Source organism: Bradyrhizobium sp. LCT2 (assembly GCF_009931255.1).
Classification (GTDB): domain Bacteria; phylum Pseudomonadota; class Alphaproteobacteria; order Rhizobiales; family Xanthobacteraceae; genus Bradyrhizobium; species Bradyrhizobium diazoefficiens.
Window position 1 is genome coordinate 4,037,970 of sequence record NZ_CP034432.1, and the last position, 21,198, is coordinate 4,059,167.

Below are 21,198 nucleotides of genomic sequence, written 5' to 3' on the forward strand. Positions count from 1 at the left end.
GCAAAACTTTCGCTCGTCATTCCGGGGCGCGCGCTAGTGCGAACTAAGGTGCGCAATTGCGCACCTGAGAATCCATCGGGCCGCAGTACATGAGATGAAATGGATTCCGGGCACGCGACTTCGTCGCGCCCCGGAATGACTGAACTCTTGGTCATCACTTCCCCTCCCGCTGCTTCATGCGGGGATCGAGGGCGTCGCGGGCGGCGTCGCCAATCAGATTGATGCTGAGAATGGCGATCGAGAGCAGGAGGCCCGGCCAGAAGATCAGCGACGGCTTGATCTGGAAGTACTGGCGGCCCTCGGCCATGATGTTGCCCCAGGTCGGCGTCTCCGGCGAGATGCCGGCGCCGAGGAAGGACAGGATCGCCTCGGTTAGGATTGCAGAGGCGCAGACGTAACTGCCCTGCACGATCAGAGGCGCGATCGTGTTCGGCATCAAATGCCGCCACATGATCTTCGGCAGGGATGAGCCGACCGAGATCGCCGCTTCAACATAGGGTTCCTCGCGCGCCGACAGCACGACCGAGCGCACCAGGCGCGCCACGCGCGGAACTTCGGGGATCGTGATCGCGATCAGCACGGTCCAGATGCTGGCACCGGACAGCGACACCACGGCGATCGCGAGCAGGATGCTCGGCATCGCCATCAGGCCGTCCATGACCCGCATCAGGACGGAGTCGACCAGCTTGAAGAAGCCGGAGACGAGGCCGATCGCCAGCCCGATGACGATCGACAGGATCGCCGAGCCAACACCGATCAGCAGCGAGATGCGGCCGCCATAGATGACGCGCGACAGCAGGTCGCGTCCGTAGGCGTCGGTGCCGAGCAGGAATTGCGCCGAGGTCGGCTTCAATCGTTGCGACGGCGCGAGCTGGATCGGATCGTGCGGCGCGATCAGCGGCGCCAGAATCGAGATCAGCACGATCAGCGCGAGCAGGACCGTCGCCGTGGCGATGATCGGCGTCGAGGTGAGGAATCCGAAGCGCGGCCGCAGCGGCGACGTGATCGGAATGGACGACTGGGGAAGGGTATCGACCGACATTTTTGTCCTTATCCTTGCCTCAGTACCGGATCCGCGGATCGAGCAGAGTGTAGGCGACGTCGATCAGGAGATTGACGACGACATAGATCAGCGAGGTCAGCAGGATCATCGCCTGGATCACCGGATAGTCGCGCGCCAGCACCGCATCCACGGTGAGGCGGCCGATGCCGGGGATGTTGAATACGCTCTCGGTGACGACGACGCCGGAGATCAGAAGCGCAAAGCCGGTGCCGATGACGGTAATCACCGGCACGGCGGCGTTGCGCAGCGCATGGCGCATCATCACGGCGACTTCGTTGATGCCCTTGGCGCGCGCGGTGCGGACATAGTCCTCGCCGAGCACGTCGAGCATCGCCGCGCGCGTCATGCGCGCGATCAGCGCGATGTAGATGAAGGAGAGCGCGCAGGTCGGCAGGATCATGCGCTCGAAGAACGGACCGAAGCCGTTCGAGATGCTCTTGAAGCCCTGCACCGGCACCCAGCGCAGGTCGATGGCGAAGACCTCGATCAGGACATAGCCGACCACGAACACCGGGACCGAGAAGCCGAGCACCGAGAGACCCATCACGAAACGGTCGATCCAGGTGCCGTGCTTCCACGCCGCGATCACCCCCAGGGGGACCGCGACGATGACGGCGAGGATGATGGTCGACAGCGCGATCGAGATCGACGGCTCGACGCGCTGGCCGATCATCTTCATCACCGGCAGGTTGGAGATCAGCGACGTCCCGAGATCGCCGTGCAGCAGTTTGTTCACCCAGGTGATGAACTGCACGATCAGGGGCTCGTTGAGGCCGAGTGAGGTCCGGATGCGCTCCAGCCGTTCCGGCGTCGCGTTGTCGCCGGCGAGGATCGCGGCGGGATCGCCGGGGGTGAGGCGGAGCAGGAGGAAGACGAACAGCGCGACGACGCCCATCACGGGCACGGCGGCGAAGATTCGGCGAAGGAGATATCCGAGCAAGTTGAATCCGTCAGATTAGAGTCAAATCGGCGGCAGCGGTCGTTGCCTGTTCTGCCATCAGCCTAACATTTGAGCAATTCCCGTGCCATCAGGGCCACAGGTTTTGCAGTGCGGCCAGTTATTTTCTTGCGGCGTCATTCCGGGGCGATACGCCAGCATCGAAGAATCTCGAGATTCCGGGTTCGCGTCTTTCGACGCGCCCCGGAATGACGATCTAATCACTCCAGCGTGGCCAGCAGTCCTGCCATCAGGCGGCCGCGTTCGACCAGGCTCTCGACTTCGATATACTCTTCGAGCGTGTGGACATTGCCGCCGCGCACGCCCAGGCCGTCGAGCGTCGGGATGCCCATCGCGCCGGTAAAGTTGCCGTCCGAGCCGCCGCCCGAGCTCGCATGCGGCAGCTCGGCGCCGAGCGATCTGGCGATGTCGCGCGCCTTTTCGTACAGCGCCATGGTGCCGGCATCGGGTTCCCACACGGGCCGGGTGACGCCACGCGTCACCTTGAACGCAACATCATTGGTTGTGCCTGACAGCGCCAGCATCCGCTCGACGCCGCGATCGAGATCGGCCTGGCGCTTGGCCATCGAAAGCGCTTCGCCGGTGGCGATCGTAGCAACGCAATTAACCCATTGTCCGCCATGCACGACGCCGACCGAGAAGGTGCAGTCCTCCGTCGTCATCGCATCGATGGCGAGGATTTGCCGCGCCATCTCGCGAATCGCCGAGCGGCCCGCCGACAATGTCGAGCCGGCGTGGCTCGGCCGGCCGGTCGCCTCGAGATTGAATCGCGCGATCGCGTAACGTCCGGTGGTGACGCCGTTGTCGGCACGGCCGGGCTCGGGCACCAGCACGTATTTGTTGCGCGCAGCCTCGGCCTCGATGATGTCGCGTGTCGAGGGCGTGCCGACCTCCTCGTCCGGCGTGAACAGCACGGTGATCGGCAGCGGCGTGGTGAAGGAGGCGCGCGCCAGCTGCCGGATCGCTTCCAGCGAGAGATAGTTGCCGCCCTTCATGTCGCAGATGCCGGGGCCGTAGCACTTGCTGCCCTCACGCCGCCATTTCAGCTTCTCGATGGTGCCGACCGGGTGGACGGTATCCATGTGTCCGGCGATCAGGATGCCGGGCTCGCCCTGCTTCGGATGGGGAAAGCGCGCACGGATCACGCCGCCAAAGCCCTGGCGGCCGGCGATGCGTTCGATCGTCGCACCCATGATTGCCATATCCCGCGCTGCGATATCGAGCATGCGGTTCACGGCGCCCGCGTCCCAGGTCGGGCTTTCGCATTCCACCCATCCGCGCAGGCCCTCGAGCATCGCCTCGGAATCGAAGGGAAGATTGGCTGGATTCATCGTAATGTCTCTCAAGCTTCGAAAGATGGAACGCGCATTGCATCGGCGCGGGGCAGGACAAGCGGAGAGCGTTGTAGAGCCAAACCGATCTTTGGGGAGCCCGTGCGCGCGCCGCCTGGGCCTGCAGCGAAACCGGATTGACGCGCTCGGCACTGTCTGCAAGTCTCGAAAAGATAAAGGCATTGCATGAGGTTAGTTCGCCCAAAGAACGAACCGAATGCCCAACCAATAACCTGCCTTTGAACAGTTTCACGTCAGGAGAAACTTTTTATGTTCCACTTCATGCGCCGGGCGCCTCGCGCGTTCGCCTCCAAACTTGCGCTGTCGGTCGTCGCGCTCTCGACCGCGCTGGCCTCGCCAGTGCTTGCAGCCGGCAAGACCCTCACCGCGGTAATGCATTCCGATCTGCGCATCATCGATCCGATCTTCACCACGGCCTATATCACGCGTGACCACGGCTACATGGTCTACGACACGCTGGTGGCCACCGATTCGAACTTCAAGATCCAGCCGCAGATGGCGGACTGGAAGATCTCCGACGACAAGCTCACCTACACCTTTACACTGCGCGACGGCCTGAAGTGGCATGACGGCACGCCGGTGACCGCGGAAGACTGCGTTGCCTCGCTGAAGCGCTGGGGCGCGGTCGACGGCATGGGCCAGAAGCTCATGGACTTCACCGCGAGCCTCGAGGCGACCGACGCCAAGACCATCACGTTGAAGCTGAAGGAGCCCTACGGCCTCGTGCTCGACTCCATCGGCAAGCCGTCCTCGCGCGTTGCCTTCATGATGCCGAAGCGCCTCGCCGAGACGCCGCCGGACAAGCAGATCCCCGAGCAGATCGGCTCGGGCCCGTTCAAGTTCGTGCAGTCGGAATTCCAGCCCGGCGTGAAGGCTGTCTACGTCAAGAACACCGATTACGTGCCGCGCAAGGAGCCGGCGAGCTGGACCTCCGGCGGCAAGGTGGTGAAGGTCGACCGCGTCGAGTGGATCACGATGCCGGACTCGCAGACCGCGGTGAACGCGCTGCAGTCGGGCGACATCGACTTCGTGGAGAACCTTCCGTACGACATGCTGCCGGTGCTGGAAGCGAACAAGGAGATCACGATCGAGGTCTCGAACAAGTTCGGCTTCCAGACGCTCGGCCGGATGAACTTCCTGTATCCGCCGTTCGACAACGTGAAGGTGCGCCGTGCTGCCTTTCTGGCGATGAACCAGAAGGACGTTCTCGATGCGCTCGTCGGCAACGCCAAATATCAGAAGGTCTGCGGCGCGTTCTTCGTGTGCGATACCCCGCTCGCGACCGACGTCGGCGCCGAGACCCTGGTGAAGGGCAATGGCATGGCGGAAGCCAAGAAGGCGCTCGCCGAGTCCGGCTATGACGGCACTCCGGTCGTGGTGATGGCGCCCGGCGACGTCACGACGCTCAAGGCGCAGCCGATCGTTGCGGCCCAGTTGCTGCGCGAGGCCGGCTTCAAGGTCGACCTGCAAGCGACCGACTGGCAGACGGTGGTGAGCCGCCGCGCCAGCCAGAAGCCTCCGAAGGAGGGCGGCTGGAACATGTTCTTCACCAACTGGGTCGCGGCCGACGTCTCCAACCCGATCGCCAATCTCTCGATCGGCGGCCAGGGCAAGAAGGGCGGCTGGTTCGGCTGGGCGGAAGACCCCAAGATCGAGCAGCTCAAGGATGCTTTCGTCCGCGCGCCGTCGGTCGACGAGCAGAAGAAGATCGCCGCCGACATCCAGAAAGAAGCCTATGAGCAGGTGATCTACGTTCCGCTGGGGCAGTATCTGCTGCCGAGCGGCTGGCGCAAATCGCTGAGCGGTGTGCTCGACGGGCCCGCAACGCCCCTGTTCTGGAACGTCGACAAGTCGGAATAGGCGGGCGGGTCCTTCCGCCTTTCGTCCGGATTATCACGCGGCGCCGCTGTCACCAGCGGCGCCGTTGTCGTTTGCCGGCTCGAGACGACCGTGGAGCCTTTAACTCTTCCAGTTTCCAATCATTGCTATTTGTTTCCAACCTGAAATAGATGTGCCGTCTTCGCGCATCACTTTCCGTGTCCCAATTGATTCCTGTGCCAGTCGATTTTGCATTCCAGGCGATGGCCGAACGGTCCGATCGCGCGCCGGCGCGATGGCGTCGGCCCTTCCTGCGCTGGCTCGACGGCGTCGAAGCGGGCTGGGCCGTGCCGCTTCTCATCGCCTGCTTCGTTGCGATCTGGACGCTCTATCTGGCCATCGCCTATGCCGGCGGCGGCCTGCACCCCGATACGCTCGAGGCCTGGACGCTCGGACGGAACTTTGCCTGGGGCTATCACAAGCATCCGCCGTTGATGGGGTGGGTCGCGGCGGCATGGACCTTCGTCTTTCCGCTCAGTGACGGGTCGCTGCAACTGCTGGCGATGGCCAATGCCGGGCTTGCGCTGTTCTTCGTCGATCTGATCTCGCGGCAGTTCGTGACCGGGCACAAGCGCATCCTGGTGCTGCTGCTGTTGATGCTGACGCCGGCCTATCAATTCCACGCCCAGCGCTTCAACGCCAATGCGGTGCTGCTCGCGACCTGGCCGCTGGCGACCTGGTGCTTCCTGCGCGCATTCGAGACGCGCGGCAAGCTGTGGGCGGTCGCTGTGGGATGCACGACGGCGCTCGCGATGGTCGGCAAATATTATTCGATCTTTCTCGTCGCGAGCTTCGCCTTTGCCGCGCTGGCGCATCCGGCACGGCGCGCCTATTTCACCTCGGCTTCGCCCTGGATCTCGGTCGCCGTCGGGCTCGCGGCGCTGTCGCCGCACCTCTACTGGCTCGCGACGACGGGCGCGTCGGCCTTCACCTATGCGCTGGCTCACGCCAACGGCAACGCTGTGAGCTCGCTCGGTGAGGCGAAGAATTTCCTGCTGGGGTTGGTTGCGGCCATGAGCGTGTCGGCCGTGCTCTGGATGCTCATCGCCGGCACGCGGCTGAAGCAGTTTCCGGCCGACTTCATGGCGATGAGTCCGGGCCTGCGGCTTCTCTTCTCCATTGCGATCGGCACGATCGTGCTGCCGGTCCTGACGTCGCTTGTGATGGGAACGGATCTGCCGTCGCTGTGGGCGTTGCAGGGGCTGTTCCTGTTCGTCATTCTCGTGGTCTGCGGCACGCGCTATCCGATCGAGCGGTTCTACACCGTCAACCTCGCGGTGACCGCGGCCGGCGTCGCGCTCGCCGCCGTCCTGGTCGCGGCCCCGATCCATGCCGTCTATCGCAACAATCACGGCTACGAAGAGGGCCGGAACTTCTACGCGCAGGCGGCCGGCGAATTGACGCGCGAGTGGCGCGAGCTGACCGGCGAGCCGCTGAGCGCCGTGAGCGGCGATGATGCGCTGGCTTTTGCGGCGGCATTCTATAGCCCCGATCATCCCTATTATGCACGGCCGCTCGCGTATCAATACATTTGGGGTTTGCCGCGCAAGAGGACGCTGGATCGCGGCTGGGCCGCGCTCTGTTTCCGCGGCCAGGACTATTGCAACCGTTGGATGGAACGGGTGTCCTCGGGCGCCGGACAGTTCGTCAGGCGTGAATTCACCGTGCAGGCCACGCTGTGGGGCCGGCCCGGTCTCACGCGGGAGGTGGTCGTGCTGATGGTGCCGCCGCGCGGAAGCAGCGCCGCGCCCGAGAGCAGCGCAAATGATTTCAGTGCGAGCCGGCGTCCGACGGAATAGGCTGCGCGCTCAACAATGGCTGTCGCGCAGCCGCTCGAGGCCTTCGCTTGCGAAAGGCGCGTTGAACGCAGCCTGCTCGGCGTTTGGCTCGGAACGCCCCGTATCAGGCCGATCCGGGGTGGGGTCTTCGCGGTGTTCCGGTTCCATAGCGGCGGCCTCTCGAATTGCTGCACTACAACATCGAGGCCGGCCGGAAGTTCCTCATGCGGTGGGGCGATGATGCGGCTTGAACAGCCGACCCTTCTCCACCACCAGCACGATCGCGAGCGCAGCCAGCGTCGACAGGAAGAAGCCGACCGAGAACGGCAGCAGCGTGCCGTCAAAGCTCTGCCCGATCGCCATGCCGACCACGATGCCGATCAGCGTCGTGATCGAGCCGTAAAGCGAGGAAGCGGTGCCGGCGATATGGCCCTGCGGCTCCATCGCGAGCGCGGTGAAGTTGGCGACCATCATGCCGAACGAGAACATCATCAGCGCCGACAGTGCCATGAACAGAGCAAGCGGCAGCACGTTCAGGATTTCGGTGACCAGCATGACGCTGGCGACCACGGCATAAAGCGTCAGGGCGCCGTGCGAGATCACGCGCATGCCGAGCCGTCCGACCAGCCTCGCATTGAGGAAGCCGGCAATGGCGGTGCCGGCCGCGATCGCAGCGAAGGCGAGCGGGAAGTAGTGACCGAGGTGATAGACGCCGGTGAAGACCTGCTGGGCCGAGAAGACATAGGCGAAGAGTGCGCCGATGACGCTGCCGGCGGCCGTCGCATAGCCGATGGTCTGGCGATTGGTCAGGGTCTGCCGGAACGCCGCGAGCACGTCGGCGGGCGCCAGCGACCTGCGTTCTGACTGAGGGAGGGTTTCGGGCAGCCGCAGCACGGACCATGCGAGCGCGAGCAGGCCGTACAGCATCAGCACGACGAAGATGCCGCGCCATTGCGTGACGAGCAGCACCGCCTGTCCGAACGACGGCGCGATCACGGGCACCGCGATGAACACCATCATGGCAAGCGACATCACGCTCGCCATGCGGCGGCCGACATAGCAGTCGCGCACGATCGAGGTCGCGATCACGCGCGTTGCCGAGGTACCGAGCCCTTGCAGCGCGCGCGCCAGCAGCAGCGTCTCGAACGAGGGCGCGGCAACCGCCAGCACGCTCGCCACCGCATAGACCGCCATGCCGCCGAGCAACACCGGGCGACGGCCGAAACGGTCCGACAACGGACCCATGACGAACTGACCCACGCCGAAGCCGATCAGGAAGGTCGACAGCACGAGCTGGAGATGGTTGGCGACGGGAATCTTGAAGGCGGTCCCGATATTGGGCAGCGCCGGCAGCATCATGTCCATCGCAAGCGGATTCAGCGCCATGATGGACGCGATCACGATGACGAATTCGGGAAAACCCATGGGCCGGTGTCCCGAGGACACCCAGCTGTCGGCATTGACGTCGGACAAGAAGCTCACCTCTGATTGGAAGGCTTTATGTATTGTCCATGCTGCGGCGCACAACCCATGTTTTGAGATGGCTGTCAGGCGGAGCGGGAGCGGACAAGGCTGGGTGAGGCCCGCCGTCGCTCCGGGACAGGTCGGCTGGGGCGCGAGCGCCGTTGCACCGGCCACGCCGCCTGGAAGGCGTTCAACAGCCTGACGAAGCGGCGCGGCGATACCACCCAAGGTGGCAGGATTCTTGCTACGGTATCCGTCGCCGGAATGGCGGCGGAGAACCGTGATGCTCTCTACGCAACGCTCGCTCGCGACGGCCCAGCTCGGCCGCAACAGCTTCGAGGAGATCTTCGAGTCCCGGACGCCGTTGCGCGAGGCCGCCCTGGAGTCGTTTCGCCGCAGAAACGCGGTACTCGACGGAATCTTCTACGACATCGGCAAGGTGACCCAAGGGGAGGCCCACGAGACTGCGCCTTGGCTCGCGCGCGAGGGCGCGATCCTGATCGTCCCGCCATCCGGCGCCGGATCGCTCAAGCTCTGCAACACCGTGGAAGACTTCGCCAATGCTGGCGGCGCCGATGTCCGTATCCTGGCGGTGGCCGGCGTCGGCAGTTCGGCGCTGGGGGCGGCGGCCTTCGCACGGAATGTCGCCGACGCGTTTGGCGTGTCGGCTGCTGCCGTGGTGTCGGGCTACGGGCTTGCCGATCTCCTGACCGAGGCGCTCGGTGGCTGGTTCTGGTTCGGCACGCTCAACCGCCTGCGCCATCAGTTCGAGGAGCTGGACGACGTCAGCCGGGCGCTGAACCGGCCCGAGACCGTCAGTCCGCCGACATCACCGCTCGAACTCGGCCGCGTCAGCCTGGATACAAGGACGGTCATGGCTTTGCTGGCCGATGATCGCTTCAGCTTTTCGCTGGTGACCGGACACTCCAAGGGCAACCTCGTGGTCTCGGAAGCGCTGTACGAGCTCAGGGAGCAGCCGGCGATCGAACAGACCATTCCCGACGACAAGTTCTGGATTGTCACGGTGTCTGCGGCGGTCGCGATGCCGCCCCGATACAAGAAGATCGTCGACGTGATGGGCACGATCGATGGCTTCGGCGCGCTCAACTCGACGCCGGGAATCTCGATCGAGAAGTCGTGCCCGTTCAGCTGGCACCACACCAACACGGATTTGCCGCTTCACCTGCCGGTCACGAAGGTGTTCAGGGAGCTCAGGGTCGAGCGGAATGTCGCCGTCTGAGTTACGCCGGGACTCGAAATGACGTCAGCGTACCGGGACGAAAGCGATGCGATTGCAGACGGCGCCATCCGCCGTCCTCGCGCCGTCAACTCTCGTGGTGCGGGCAGCCGGGGTCGAACCGGCACAGCGCTTGCGCACCGAGGGATTTTAAGTTGCTTTCCGGCCGTCCCCGGTAGACCCCGGCAACCGCACAAAAACCCTGTATTTTATTGCACTTATGGCGTATCGTTGGCGTTAGCCGGGGCAGCACTGGTGTCACCGAGAACATGAAAAACGTACCCGGAGACGTACCCTGGGGGAAAGGAGATCCGCCCGATGCCCCACTATCTCTCGGAAGATTTTGTTCGCAACAAAGTCGGCCGCCTGATGGCCGGTCGCGACGAGCGGCTATTTCGCGATAGCAAGCTGACCGGATTCGCGCTGCGGGTTCGCCGCGCCGCGGACGGCACCACGCTCATGCGGGACTGGTTTGTATTGCAGCCGGTGCCGGGCAAAAGCAACCCGAAGAAAATTCCGATTGGCAATTATCCGACGTTCAATGCTGACAAGGCCCGCGAAGAGGGGGAGGGCATGCTGCGGGCGGTCAAGCGCGGCGACGATCCCAGTGCCGAGCGCGCGACCAAGAAGGCGCAGCCCCAGTGGGAAGATCTGCTCGCAGCGTTTCGCGCCAAGTTTCTGCCGAAGAAACAGCCGTCGACGGTCAAGCGCTACAATGGCGTGATTAACCGCATCCTGACGCCTGCCTTCAAGGGCAGGCGCGTCGCCGACATCTCGACGCCGATGGTTGCGGCGATGTACGCGCGCCGCGCCAGGACGCAGGCCGACGCCAACAACGCCATGCGCGTGCTTTCGAAGATGATGTCCTTCGCGATTGGTGAAGGCATGCGCCCGGACAAGGTCAATCCCTGCGGGGGCATCGAGCGTTACAAGCCCCGCGCGCGCGAGCGCTGGCTCGACGAGAAAGAGCTCCCGCTCTATGTGGCGGCGCTCGCGAAGGCCCCGGTCGATGCGGTCCATGATCTACTGCGCTTTCTCACCATCACCGGCTGGCGCGTTACAGATGCGCGCCTGTTGGATCATGCACAGGTCAACCTGAAGACGCTTGAGGTCCATCTTGAGGACAGCGCGACCAAGGGCAGGCCGACAGCATTGTCGGCCGACGCGGCGGCCCTGATTGCAAGGCAGCCAGGCCAAACCGGCGCGGTGTTTTCCAATGGCGGCGGGCGTCCGGTCGACTACAAGAAGCTGCGCGCGGCGCTCGCGGCGGTGCTGCTCGCCGCCGGGGTCGAATCCGCAAAGCCAGCATCGGACGGCGTCATCGAGAACGTCACGCCGCACACGCTCCGTCACACCGCAGCGTCATGGTCGGCGCTGGGTGGCGCAGATCCGTTCGAACTGCGCGATACCTTCGCCTGGAAAACGCTGGCGATGGCTGGTCGCTATGTGAAGCGCGCCGACACCCGCGCGCGTCGCGGGGTCGAGCGACTCGCCGGGGCCATCAATCTCAACGGCAAGCCGTCCGCCGAAATCAAATCCATTGCGGAGGCCAAGCGATGAAGTCAACACCGCGCAAGAAGGCGAGCGAGCCGGTCATTGCACAGTGGGGCGATGGGCCGCTGTTGCAGATTGAACGGCGGCGGCTTTCACCATTCACCGCCGAGGAATTTTGGCGCATCTGCAAAAAATATCTCCCGGCTGAACTGCAAGACGCTGCGGCAGCTTTTGTGTTCGACCTGCACGGCAACGCGCAGCGGGCAGAGACCCCGCACGGTCCAGGCCGTCCGCCGGGGGGCGTCGGCTCGCGGGTGGAAGAGTTGATAATTGGGCTCAAGCTCGATCAAAGGACGGCCAGACGGTTCGTTGCCGCTCAAGTCTGTACTTGCGGCGATGACCGCGAGCGCTGCGCCTGCGGTGCCTACGAGCGCGTAAAGTCCCTGCACAACCAGTGGCGACGCGACCAACGCAAGGGCAAATAACGAGGGGGCAGTTAACTCGGCAATTTCCTGCCCGGCAGGAAAAGGCTGTTTTGTCTGATCTGCCCCGCATCGGTTCACCGGGCTAAACCGGGTGGCACCTGGATAAGGAGTGCCACACAATGAAAACCCCAGACGCAATCACCGCCGTCGTTACGCTGTTCGGCGAACGATCCGCCTACTGGACGAGCCGGGGCTTTTTCGGCGCAGAACTGTACGAGCGGCTTGCCTCAGATAGCGAGCTTCCAGAAAATTTCGACTCCAAGGCCGTCGCCGCCATTCTCGGCGTGAAGCATGACGCGATGGCGCAGCGGCGCAAACGCGGCGATCCACCGTCCTTTATCCGCTTTGCCCAGAATTCCGTGATGTACCCGCGTCATGCGCTGTGCCTCTTCCTGCGCGACCGTTTTGTCGAGCGGCGACCGACGCCAGCGCGGCGCGAGTATACCTGCGCCCAAAATCCATGAATGCATCTTGAGTCTCGGAGCACGCGGAGAGGGCATGACCATGACAAGACGGAAGGCAAAAAAAGCCCGGCTGTAGCTGGCCGGGCTTCAATTGATGATTTGGAGCACGGTGGGGTAAAACCATGCAGCAACCTTTTTATACCGACCCGCACAAAAAGACAAGCCCGCCGCCGCCCGCCCCCATTGTCATTACGCCGGGAACCGGCCGGTTGCGGGCCGAGTTTGGCGAGTGGTGGCCTTGGCTTGATGTTAATCCCTGGAGCCTGGAGGGCCACTGTTTCAACATCACCTGGTTCAGCGGCACCGCCTATATCACCCTCGGGCGTGATAAAAAACTGACGCTGCCGGAGCTGTGCGCCAAGATCCAGGCAACGGTGACCCCCAAAGAACACAGCGCGTACCCGCCATCGCTCAGCCTGTACGATTGCCAGCGCCTCGAGATCAGCGGCATTAACGCAACCTACCCGCCGATCGGGAACACGCCGTTCGCGACCCTCCGCGAGATCGTGCGCAAAGCCAACATCCGGGCGCTGATCTTCGAAGGCCCACACTATTTGCAGGCGCCGCCGATGCTGCACCTGGTGGTGCCGTTCTCCGTGCCGCTGTTGCCTGAAAAACTGGACGACATGGCGGCACGCCTGAACGGGATCTTGCTAGGCAGGCTGATCGGCGGCAGCTTCGATGAATGGCATCATTACCCCTTTGGCCGGATCGGCGATCAACAGATTTCGGCCGAGGCCCTTGGCGGCGACTTTATCGACCGTCGCGCCGATCTCGACGCCGAGGCCCTGGAGTTTAACCATGCGATCGAAGACGCCGAAATCGAGCCCGATGACGACGTAAAGAATGTATGGCCGGAACCTATCGACTTGTGGAGCAATTTTGAGCCGCCGGAATTGCCGAAGGGCTTGCTGCCGTCACTGATCGAAACTTTTGCCTTCACCGAAAGCGAGAATATGGGCTGCGATCCCGCCGGCTTGGCAATGGGCGCGCTAGTGTCATGTGCGGCAGCTATTCCCGATTACGTGCAACTGCAAATGAAACCTGGCAGTGACAGCTGGGCGGAATCGGCACGGCTCTGGGCCACACTGGTTGGCAATGTCAGTGCCAAGAAGACCCCGGTGCTCAATCGAGTAACTTGGCCTATCAAGCAAATTGACTCCAAGCTTTACCGACAATACGCGGCCGAGCTTGAGCGATATGAAGAGCAAGAGAAGGCGAAAGAGAAAGACTCACAAGAGAAACCGGAGCGACCGAGACAACAACGGCTGCGGCTTGAAGATACTACAATTGAAGCAGCACAGGAGGTTTTCGCAAATAGCCCAAATGGCCTGCTCGTGCTGCAAGACGAATTGTCCGGCTGGTACGGAATGATGGATAGATACAACGGTAACGGCGCCAAGGATCGGGGGTTCTGGCTGCAAGCCTACAACGGCGGCGAGTATATTGTTAACCGCATCAAGCGCGGCTCACTGTTCATTGAAAACCTGAGCGCTTGTGTGCTGGGCGGCATTCAGCCAGATAAAATTCGGGAAACCGCCGCCGACGGTGTTGACGATGGACTACTCCAGCGTTCGATACCGATCATCATGCGCCGGGCAACCGTCGACCGTGATGAGGTACACGACAAAGCCAACGAGGAATATGGAAAGCTGATCGGACGATTGAATGATATCGCCTTGGACAAGCCGGACGACTATTTGCAATTCGATTCCGGCGGACAAAAAATCCGTCGCGAGATGGCCGACAAGCATCTGTCGCTTATCAATTGCGACGCGGTTAACAAGAAGTTCGCGGCACATATTGGCAAGTACGACGGGATCTTCGGCAGGTTGTGCGTGGTGTTCCATTGCATCGAGAATACGAGATACCGCGACTTTGCAGTGACCGTGCCACGCATCGTTTTGGAAAAGACCGCGCGGCGGGCGGCTGATTTTCTGCACGACTTCCTGTTGCCGCACGCGGTTTGCTTCTATGCCGGCGTGCTCGGGCTGTCGAACGATCACGAGAGTCTAACCAATGTCGCCGGATTCATTCTGGCTAAAAAACTCGACAAGATCGACAGCCGCACGATCCAGCGCGGCAATCGCGATATGAGGAATATGAAAAAGAGAAACATCGAGGATGTGCTCGATCAGCTTTACGCCTTCGGGTGGATCGTCAAGAGCGTCAACAGTAACGGCAACGCTTTTGGGATGGTTAATCCGAGGGTGCATCTGCGGTTCGCTGAGCGGGCCAAGGCTGAGGCGGCACGGGCTGCCGGCATCCGCGAAGCCATTGCCACGGCCTTGGGCAAGGCTAAGCGCCAGTGAGCCGGCGCGCCTGTTTGGAACCAAAGGCTGCACAAGGGCGGTCAGTGTTAATGTTTGTCCGCAATGTCCCTTGCGCGCATGAGGCGGAAATACAAGTTCAGCCTCTCTCTTTACCTTTTTACCATTGTTGCCTACGCTTGCCTGTGCAGCTATTTACGCCTCGCGCGCGCAAGGGACATCGCGGACACGCACTGTGCAGCCTTTGGTTCCAAACAGGCGCGCGCCTAATGTCAGCTTGAAACCGTGTGACGATCCTTTGCCTCTCATCGCGCTGGGGTCCTTCAAGACGAAGGCCGCGGGGGGGCGCATGTTTTTTCTAGGCCCCCGCTTTGACGGACCGCCCGGATAGCCTTAGGTCGCTAACCGTCCAAAATTTTGCTACACTGGAGCATGCGACAGCGAGGTAGGGTTTCGGCTTCAGAGATTTCAACGGTCGTCATCGGGGCGGGTGAACGCGCGCCCGCCCCGCCGCCACCTGAATTAACCGACGCTCAGGCGACGGTCTGGCGTGATGTCGTCGCATCACTGCCCGCTGACTGGCTTACTCGCGCGGCACATCCGATCCTGGTGGCGTATTCTCGTCATGTCTGCCGCGCACGATTGCTCGAGATGCAGGTCGCACGATTCGAAATCGAGTGGGCTGACATCGATGGCGGTCTGGAGCGGCTGGATCGGCTCTTAGCAATCGCGGAGCGAGAGACGAGGGCGATTACCGCGTGCGCGCGTGCTCTGCGACTGACGCCGCAGGCACAAATGCATCCACGCACCGCTGGACGCGCCATCAGCAATCTACCTGTTGGCCCACGGCCGTGGGACCGCGAATAAAGAAGCCGCTGTATCTCGTCGATGTCGCCTTTGGATCTTGCCGTATGATGCTCCAGGCGATTTCGCGAATGAAGAGCGAGCGCGGTGACGCAACAGCGAAGGCAAGTTGTCGGATCGCGAAACGCCTCCCATGCTTCTTCCCTGACCCTTGCTTCGGATCTTGTCCTGTACCTGTCTCGATCAGGTGCTTCACGTCATCGACGGCACCGACCGGCACTTCCGACATCGACGATGCTGGGCAACGTCGCCGTCGACAACGCGTCCAGAACGGCGTCGAACTCTGCACGGGCAGCACGGCCGCCGGTGCGCTCGATGGCCTCGCGGGCAGCCCGCGTCTGGAAGAAGCTGACCCGCTCCTTGAGTCTGAAGCAGCCGATGGCTGGCGTCGATCTCGATGATCGGAGCGCCCTCCACCCCTTCTGCGAGTGCGCGGACGAGAGTGGTCTTGCCGACCCCACCCTTTTCCTGGCAGCTGAAGAGAATACGCGACATCGTGCTAGTCTTTCTCTGTCATCCGTTGAACGCGCTCAAAAGCGAGACGACGGATTTCATCTTCGCTCTGAGACGGCCGGCCTTCGACCGCTTGCGTTTCTGCCTAAGTTCGGATGACAGAGATAGAGGTTGATTCTGCATTGCAATTTTTTTTTGCTTCGTGCTCACTCCTTTCTTCACCTGCTTGGCGGCGCGTTTCTCATCCTGTAGTTCGATTTGGCGGACAAGCGCGGTCAGGCGATTAGTCGTCAGCGGGATGCGATCTTTGCCCGACTCCCTGGGCAGCCAAGGCCGCCGCAATCGCCAACCATTGCACGCCGTCTTTGCGCAACTTGTAGATTTCCGGAAGAGCCGCCCTGATTGCCTTCGTCGTTCCAGTCGTTTCACGGCTGGATTGCGACTTCGATCGTTCGGTCTGCAATCTTGAGGCGTCGGTGCGAAGGCGCTTGAGATCCAAGGTCGTGCCGTAGACCTAGGCTTTGGCTTTCAGCACCACACTAGCCAGAACTAGAGTTACTAGGGCGTGTACTCATAAATCGAGGAAGTGGGCCGGCGCTTAAATGTCCGCTTGTGCCCCAGTAGCGGCCCAAAAACAGACATGCCGGGAGGTCCGTTACGGGCCAGAAGGCGACGTCTCGAAGATGGGACTGATAATGTAAAAGGCCGCCCAACCGAGGCGGCGTCGAGCGCCCATAGGATAGTGGTCCGCCCTGGGAATATGCGGGCAGCCTCGGAATGGGATGATGGTCATCCTTGCTATCTTGCTGTTTTGGGCCTGGCTTCGGCGAAGCACCTAAGTGTAGCCCGACGCCACTCTGATGGCATCAAAAAGCGCCTCTGGTTGAGTACCTCTTAATGGTAGGCGCTCGATCTACCGCTTGTTCGCGACGATCGGCATGATGCAGGCAAATGACAACGGCCTATGGTGAGGATTTGGTGATGCGCTGGCTTGCGATCGGACTGAGTTTCCTGACCTTCACGGGGGTGGCGGCGGCTCAGCCTCGCACTAGCTCTGAAGCGCAGTTTGCTCCAGCATATAAATACGAAACTCGCGCGGAATGCGAAGCTGATCGCAATAGGACGAGAAGCTGTTGCGATTTTACTGAGCGGCTGCGGTACATCCCGCGGCACGATGGCAGGCTGGTGTCCGAACTAGGAAGGGAGATGCCGACCCGACTGATCTGCCACGACCCAGACTTCAAACGGTGAGAACGGCGTCAGTGCTCGTGCCGGAAGCCGGTTGACATATTTCAGGAGGGTTCTCTTATGTTGCTTTCAGGATTTTGGCGATGCTGTGCAATTGCAACGTTGATACTGCTGCCCCACGGCGCGTTCGCCCAGCCGCCGGAAGAAGTCTCCATCCCAGCAGAAGACACGATCAGGCTACAGCCCGGTCAGATGCGAATCTTCCACTTTGGCGATGCTGTGAAGGATATCGGTACGCCTGTGGACAACATCGTGGAGATCACGCCGCAGTCTGACCGTATATTCACCTTTAGGGGGCTCGCGTCGGGCGAAACTATTGTGACTGCCCGATCCGACGACGGTCGCGTGGTCCATCGGATGCGGGTCGTCGTCGGAGGCAATCTGGTGAAGGTGTATGGCTTGGCGGAGGAACCGGACTATGTCGGCTTTATATGTGACGAGTACGGCTGTGGTCGCGGTGAGTCCGGTCAGGCTAAGGCCAGCTCGACGACGATACGTAAACCATTGCGCGGCGGTGGCTTCATAGAAAAGAACTATCAGTAAGATCAGGCGGCAGCGACGAAGGACTGAACGTCGAATAGAAGTTCGTTCAAGGAGTCAAATGGCCGCTTCGGGTCAAAAGCAGCGGCGGACGCCAAGTTGGATCGTCGTCCGGTTTGCCCCTGGCAGCCGACATGACACGAGTTCAATCGACCTTCGGCTAAGCGTCCGCAAGCGAACGGCGGTGGGTCAGCCAATAGTCATTCTGCCACTCCTCGTAGCCAAGCAACTCGCCAAAGCGCCTTTCGCGGTTGTCGGACCAAGCTCCGCGCTCGCTCAGAAGCGTTAGCATTGCATCAACCCGCCACTCGTGGCCCGGTAAGGCGTAGAATAGCCTCCGGTATTTGAGCTGTGGCAGTTCGGGGCATGGTTCAATCACTTCGTGTCTTATCAGTCGGCCTACAGCAACATGCCTATCGAACAGCCGCCAATATCGAATACAGATGTCTGGCTCATCGCCAACTATATCCATGAAATATGCGAGGGGCTTTGTGCCCCTCAGCATTAGGCCGAGTTCTCTGTTGGTGTGAACCAAATAGGGCAGCTGACGAAGCCATGCGGGTTGCATGTTCGGCATCTTAACTGCACAACGTTAATTTCCGCTAATGGGATGGTCCGGCCGTGCTCCTGCCCCGCCAGCGATAAGCTGGCCAGGGGCGCCAAGACAAGGAGCACGCCATGTCCCAGACACCCAGTACCGCGATCGCCGTGATCGGCATCGATATCGGCAAAAACTCGTTCCACGTCGTGGGCCACGATACGCGCGGCACCGTCGTGCTGCGGCAAAAGTGGTCGCGTGGCCAGGTCGAGGCGCGGCTCGCCAATATGCCGCCTTGCCTGATCGGCATGGAAGCCTGCGTCGGCGCACATCATTTGAGCCGCAAACTCGCATCGTTAGGTCACGATGCCAGGTTGATGCCGGCCAAATATGTCCGCCCTTATAGCAAAGGACCGAAGAACGACTTCAATGACGCCGAAGCGATTGCCGAAGCCGTGCAGCGCCCGACGATGAAGTTCGTGGCGACCAAGACCGCGGAGCAACTGGATCTGCAGGCGCTGCATCGGGTGCGCGAGCGGCTGGTGTCGCAACGCACCGGCATCATCAACCAGATTCGCGCCTTCATGCTGGAACGCGGGATCGCGGTGCGCCAGGGTATCGGCTTCCTGCGCACAGAACTGCCCACCATCCTTGCGACGCGCACTGATGCCCTGTCGCCACGCATGTTGTGTGTCATCGAGGAGTTGGCAGGCGACTGGCGTCGGCTGGATCAGCGCATCGATAGGCTCTCCGGCGAGATCGAAGCACTGGCCCGTCAAGATCAGGCATGTTCGCGCCTGATGACGGTGCCTGGCATCGGGCCGATCATTTCGAGCGCCATGGTGGCCGCGATCGGCACTGGAGACGTCTTCTCCAAAGGCCGTGACTTCGGCGCCTGGCTCGGGCTGGTGCCCAAGCAGATCTCGACGGGAGACCGCACGATCCTCGGCAAAATCTCAAGGCGCGGCAATCGCTACCTCCGCGTTCTGTTCGTCCAGGCGGCATGGGTGGTGCTGGTCAGGATCAAGAACTGGGAACGTTACGGACTCAGATCCTGGATCGAAGCCGCCAAGAAGCGATTGCACCACAACGTGCTGGCGATCGCACTCGCCAACAAGCTTGCCCGCATCGCCTGGGCGGTGCTGGCTAAAGGACGCGCCTTCGAGCTGACAAGGACCAACGATGCAGGCGTCCGACCCGCTTGATCGTCGCGCCGTGCTCGGCGCGGTCAAGGCGCGGCCTGGCAACGCCGGAGCCAGCCGCAAGCAAAGCGCAACGGCCGGCCTTGACCGCCCGTGCGCGCGACGCGACGCACGTCCTGCGGGCCGGGACGAAGGAACGGCCCCTGGCTCGAACACAGGAACTGCGAGGTAGGAGGAGCAAGCGATGACGTAACCCCATCAACAGGTTCCAGCCGAGGTCTGCGAGAGGATGAGACGAGATGGAGGTTCGGTCTTCCCGGCGCATGCGAACACTGGTGACCCAAATGGCCCAATCGAGGCCTGTCCGCTAATGAGAACGCACGCGCGCTGATATCCATGATGGCCCGGAGAAAATGCTCCAATCAAAGGCCGGATACATTGATGCAAGACCACACCACCTGATCGACGAACCTCTTGCTACGCACGGCCGGACCATACATAAGGGTCAAAATCCGAAGAACTCACGTTGAGCACAAATGGTCTGCTGTGCTCGCGGTGTAGACTTCCCATCCGGCCATTTATGAGTACACGCCCTAGTGTTTACCAGTCAGTTTACTATTAAAAAACTAGTCAGAATTGATGCGCACCTGTGCATCTTCAGGTATTATGCGAAGAAGCGTAGCCTGACGCGCACAGCCCTTGCGCGTCAGGCACCGCACCGCGCCAATCCGCTCTCGACTATGACGTCGGAATTTGCCGAGGGCGGCGGCGCCGACGTCAGGGTGACAACCGCCTCGGTACGTCCGCAACTTCGGCGGCAGATCAATTCACGTACGCTGCCGCGCCAGCTGTGACCTCAATCCCGCCGACCTCCGGCGCTTGGTGGCGCGTCGGTTACCATCACGAGTAACGGCTTCACCGGAGCCACCGCGGTGAAGGTCGGCTCCAATAATGCAGCAAGCTGCACGTGGAACTCGGCAACGTCGATCAGGACGGCCTCTGCGCGTGGAACTGGCTCCGTCGACGTTGACGGTAAGGACAGTCGGACGGCAGCGAGACTGGGACGCCTTTCGCAATCTTGGCGCACTCGACACGATGGTCTGACCGCAAGACCCCTGCGGCGGTTCAACGAGCCGATGGACCTGGGCAATAGGTTCATCAGGGCTCAAGGCTCGGTTGGCTTTCTGGCAATCAGCCCCGATCTCGGGGCTCAAGGTAAGCGGCGACCATGATGCGTTTGCCTGTGGCGAGTTGCTGGTAGGCCCCGGGTGGCGGAACGAGAATCCGAACATCCTGGAAGCCCAGCCGGTTGAGCGTCCAGCACAGTCCTTTCGGGGACGGATAGAACACGATATCGCTCGCGCTTCCATCTATGTTGTCGGGGTTTCCTGCAAAGATACCCCAGTACCCGTGCATATAGTTGGTTGCCGTCCAATCACCTGAGTCGATGCGGCCTTCAAGGTCCAGAATGGTGCACTGGGTCTCGATCAGAAGCACCTTGCGCGTCATCTCGCGGCAGCGGCGCAACACGCCTATCGGGTTCTCAAGATTATACATAAGGCCAAAGTTGATGACGATGTCAGCCGGCTCGAACTTTCCTGCCGGCATTGTCTCTACGTTGTCCTGGACGAACTTGACGTGATCAGCGCCCAGGCACTCCGCCATCAGCTTGGCGCTTTCGACATGCCTGGCCTGGTACTCGATGCCAAGGACGGATTTACAGTGTTTCGCCAGTTCAAGGGAAAACCATCCCTGGTGAGACGCAACGTCGATTGCCGAAAGAGAGGTCAGATATTTCGCGAACAGCGGCTCCAGCTCGGCGAGCATCATATCGCGACGGGTGCGGTGGATGTGCTCGACCACTTCGGGAATGTAGAGCTTCGTCCGGCGACCGGATGGCAGCGCAAAATCGTAGAACCACTCCTGAGAGAGAATGCGCTCTTCCAGGGACGGATCTTGCATAGGACCTG

Annotated in this window: 14 protein-coding genes; 9 read left to right on the forward strand and 5 right to left on the reverse strand. The window is 61.7% G+C overall.

Going from position 1 to position 21,198, the window contains the following annotated elements:
* Positions 1–154: 154 nt before the first annotated feature.
* From EI171_RS19390 to EI171_RS19400, 3 genes are all read right to left on the reverse strand, one after another.
* Entirely contained in the window at positions 155–1,042 is an 888-nt protein-coding gene (locus EI171_RS19390) for an ABC transporter permease (RefSeq protein WP_011088345.1), read from the reverse strand.
* A 19-nt stretch (positions 1,043–1,061) separates the two neighbouring features.
* The gene (locus tag EI171_RS19395) at positions 1,062–2,003 is read right to left on the reverse strand and encodes an ABC transporter permease (protein WP_028175416.1); all 942 of its coding nucleotides are present in this window, start codon (positions 2,001–2,003) and stop codon (positions 1,062–1,064) included.
* 218 nt (positions 2,004–2,221) lie between these two features.
* Positions 2,222–3,352 (reverse strand): M20/M25/M40 family metallo-hydrolase, encoded by a 1,131-nt coding sequence (locus tag EI171_RS19400; RefSeq protein ID WP_060912602.1) that lies wholly within the window; start codon positions 3,350–3,352, stop codon positions 2,222–2,224.
* 270 nt (positions 3,353–3,622) lie between these two features.
* On the opposite strand from EI171_RS19400, the gene EI171_RS19405 reads away from it, so the two are divergent.
* Positions 3,623–5,233, forward strand: coding sequence for an ABC transporter substrate-binding protein (locus tag EI171_RS19405; RefSeq protein WP_011088342.1), 1,611 nt, complete (start codon positions 3,623–3,625; stop codon positions 5,231–5,233).
* A gap of 221 nt (positions 5,234–5,454) precedes the next feature.
* On the forward strand, positions 5,455–7,050 hold the full coding sequence (locus EI171_RS19410; protein ID WP_371740520.1) for a glycosyltransferase family 39 protein: 1,596 nt from the start codon (positions 5,455–5,457) through the stop codon (positions 7,048–7,050).
* Between the two features lie 201 nt (positions 7,051–7,251).
* Here the strand turns inward: EI171_RS19410 and EI171_RS19415 are convergent, their stop codons facing one another.
* Positions 7,252–8,502 carry a multidrug effflux MFS transporter gene (locus tag EI171_RS19415; protein WP_161534414.1) on the reverse strand — a complete coding sequence of 417 codons (1,251 nt, stop codon included), beginning with the start codon at positions 8,500–8,502 and terminating at the stop codon, positions 7,252–7,254.
* Between the two features lie 274 nt (positions 8,503–8,776).
* Between EI171_RS19415 and EI171_RS19420 the strand changes: the two genes are divergently transcribed.
* The 7 genes from EI171_RS19420 (at position 8,777) to EI171_RS19450 (ending at position 19,291) form a co-directional block, all read left to right on the forward strand.
* On the forward strand, positions 8,777–9,733 hold the full coding sequence (locus EI171_RS19420) for a hypothetical protein (RefSeq protein WP_161534415.1): 957 nt from the start codon (positions 8,777–8,779) through the stop codon (positions 9,731–9,733).
* A gap of 366 nt (positions 9,734–10,099) precedes the next feature.
* On the forward strand, positions 10,100–11,290 hold the full coding sequence (locus tag EI171_RS19425) for a tyrosine-type recombinase/integrase (RefSeq protein ID WP_161534416.1): 1,191 nt from the start codon (positions 10,100–10,102) through the stop codon (positions 11,288–11,290).
* Complete coding sequence (locus EI171_RS19430; protein WP_161534417.1) at positions 11,287–11,709, forward strand: hypothetical protein; 423 nt, start codon at positions 11,287–11,289, stop codon at positions 11,707–11,709. The genes EI171_RS19425 and EI171_RS19430 overlap by 4 nt, the downstream gene beginning before the upstream one ends.
* Positions 11,710–11,828: 119 nt before the next feature.
* Positions 11,829–12,173 (forward strand): hypothetical protein, encoded by a 345-nt coding sequence (locus EI171_RS19435; protein ID WP_161534418.1) that lies wholly within the window; start codon positions 11,829–11,831, stop codon positions 12,171–12,173.
* A gap of 122 nt (positions 12,174–12,295) precedes the next feature.
* Positions 12,296–14,485 (forward strand): DUF3987 domain-containing protein, encoded by a 2,190-nt coding sequence (locus tag EI171_RS19440; protein WP_161534419.1) that lies wholly within the window; start codon positions 12,296–12,298, stop codon positions 14,483–14,485.
* A 2,583-nt stretch (positions 14,486–17,068) separates the two neighbouring features.
* A complete protein-coding gene (locus EI171_RS19445) occupies positions 17,069–17,551 on the forward strand; it encodes a pilus assembly protein N-terminal domain-containing protein (protein WP_161534420.1) in 483 nt (160 codons plus the stop codon).
* A gap of 675 nt (positions 17,552–18,226) precedes the next feature.
* Entirely contained in the window at positions 18,227–19,291 is a 1,065-nt protein-coding gene (locus EI171_RS19450) for an IS110-like element ISBj4 family transposase (RefSeq protein WP_011087397.1), read from the forward strand.
* 1,128 nt (positions 19,292–20,419) lie between these two features.
* Here EI171_RS19450 and EI171_RS19455 read toward each other — a convergent pair.
* Positions 20,420–21,190 carry a bifunctional 2-polyprenyl-6-hydroxyphenol methylase/3-demethylubiquinol 3-O-methyltransferase UbiG gene (locus tag EI171_RS19455; RefSeq protein WP_161534421.1) on the reverse strand — a complete coding sequence of 257 codons (771 nt, stop codon included), beginning with the start codon at positions 21,188–21,190 and terminating at the stop codon, positions 20,420–20,422.
* Between the last annotated feature and the right edge of the window lie 8 nt (positions 21,191–21,198).

What these genes read in the sequence shown, in the direction of transcription:
- EI171_RS19445 (WP_161534420.1), top strand. Translation starts at nt 17,069, where the DNA reads ATGTTGCTTTCAGGATTTTGGCGATGCTGTGCAATTGCAACGTTGATA.
- EI171_RS19455 (WP_161534421.1), bottom strand. Translation starts at nt 21,190, where the DNA reads ATGCAAGATCCGTCCCTGGAAGAGCGCATTCTCTCTCAGGAGTGGTTC.
- EI171_RS19440 (WP_161534419.1), top strand. Translation starts at nt 12,296, where the DNA reads ATGCAGCAACCTTTTTATACCGACCCGCACAAAAAGACAAGCCCGCCG.
- EI171_RS19430 (WP_161534417.1), top strand. Translation starts at nt 11,287, where the DNA reads ATGAAGTCAACACCGCGCAAGAAGGCGAGCGAGCCGGTCATTGCACAG.
- EI171_RS19400 (WP_060912602.1), bottom strand. Translation starts at nt 3,352, where the DNA reads ATGAATCCAGCCAATCTTCCCTTCGATTCCGAGGCGATGCTCGAGGGC.
- EI171_RS19405 (WP_011088342.1), top strand. Translation starts at nt 3,623, where the DNA reads ATGTTCCACTTCATGCGCCGGGCGCCTCGCGCGTTCGCCTCCAAACTT.
- EI171_RS19425 (WP_161534416.1), top strand. Translation starts at nt 10,100, where the DNA reads ATGGCCGGTCGCGACGAGCGGCTATTTCGCGATAGCAAGCTGACCGGA.
- EI171_RS19410 (WP_371740520.1), top strand. Translation starts at nt 5,455, where the DNA reads ATGGCCGAACGGTCCGATCGCGCGCCGGCGCGATGGCGTCGGCCCTTC.
- EI171_RS19450 (WP_011087397.1), top strand. Translation starts at nt 18,227, where the DNA reads ATGTCCCAGACACCCAGTACCGCGATCGCCGTGATCGGCATCGATATC.
- EI171_RS19390 (WP_011088345.1), bottom strand. Translation starts at nt 1,042, where the DNA reads ATGTCGGTCGATACCCTTCCCCAGTCGTCCATTCCGATCACGTCGCCG.
- EI171_RS19435 (WP_161534418.1), top strand. Translation starts at nt 11,829, where the DNA reads ATGAAAACCCCAGACGCAATCACCGCCGTCGTTACGCTGTTCGGCGAA.
- EI171_RS19420 (WP_161534415.1), top strand. Translation starts at nt 8,777, where the DNA reads ATGCTCTCTACGCAACGCTCGCTCGCGACGGCCCAGCTCGGCCGCAAC.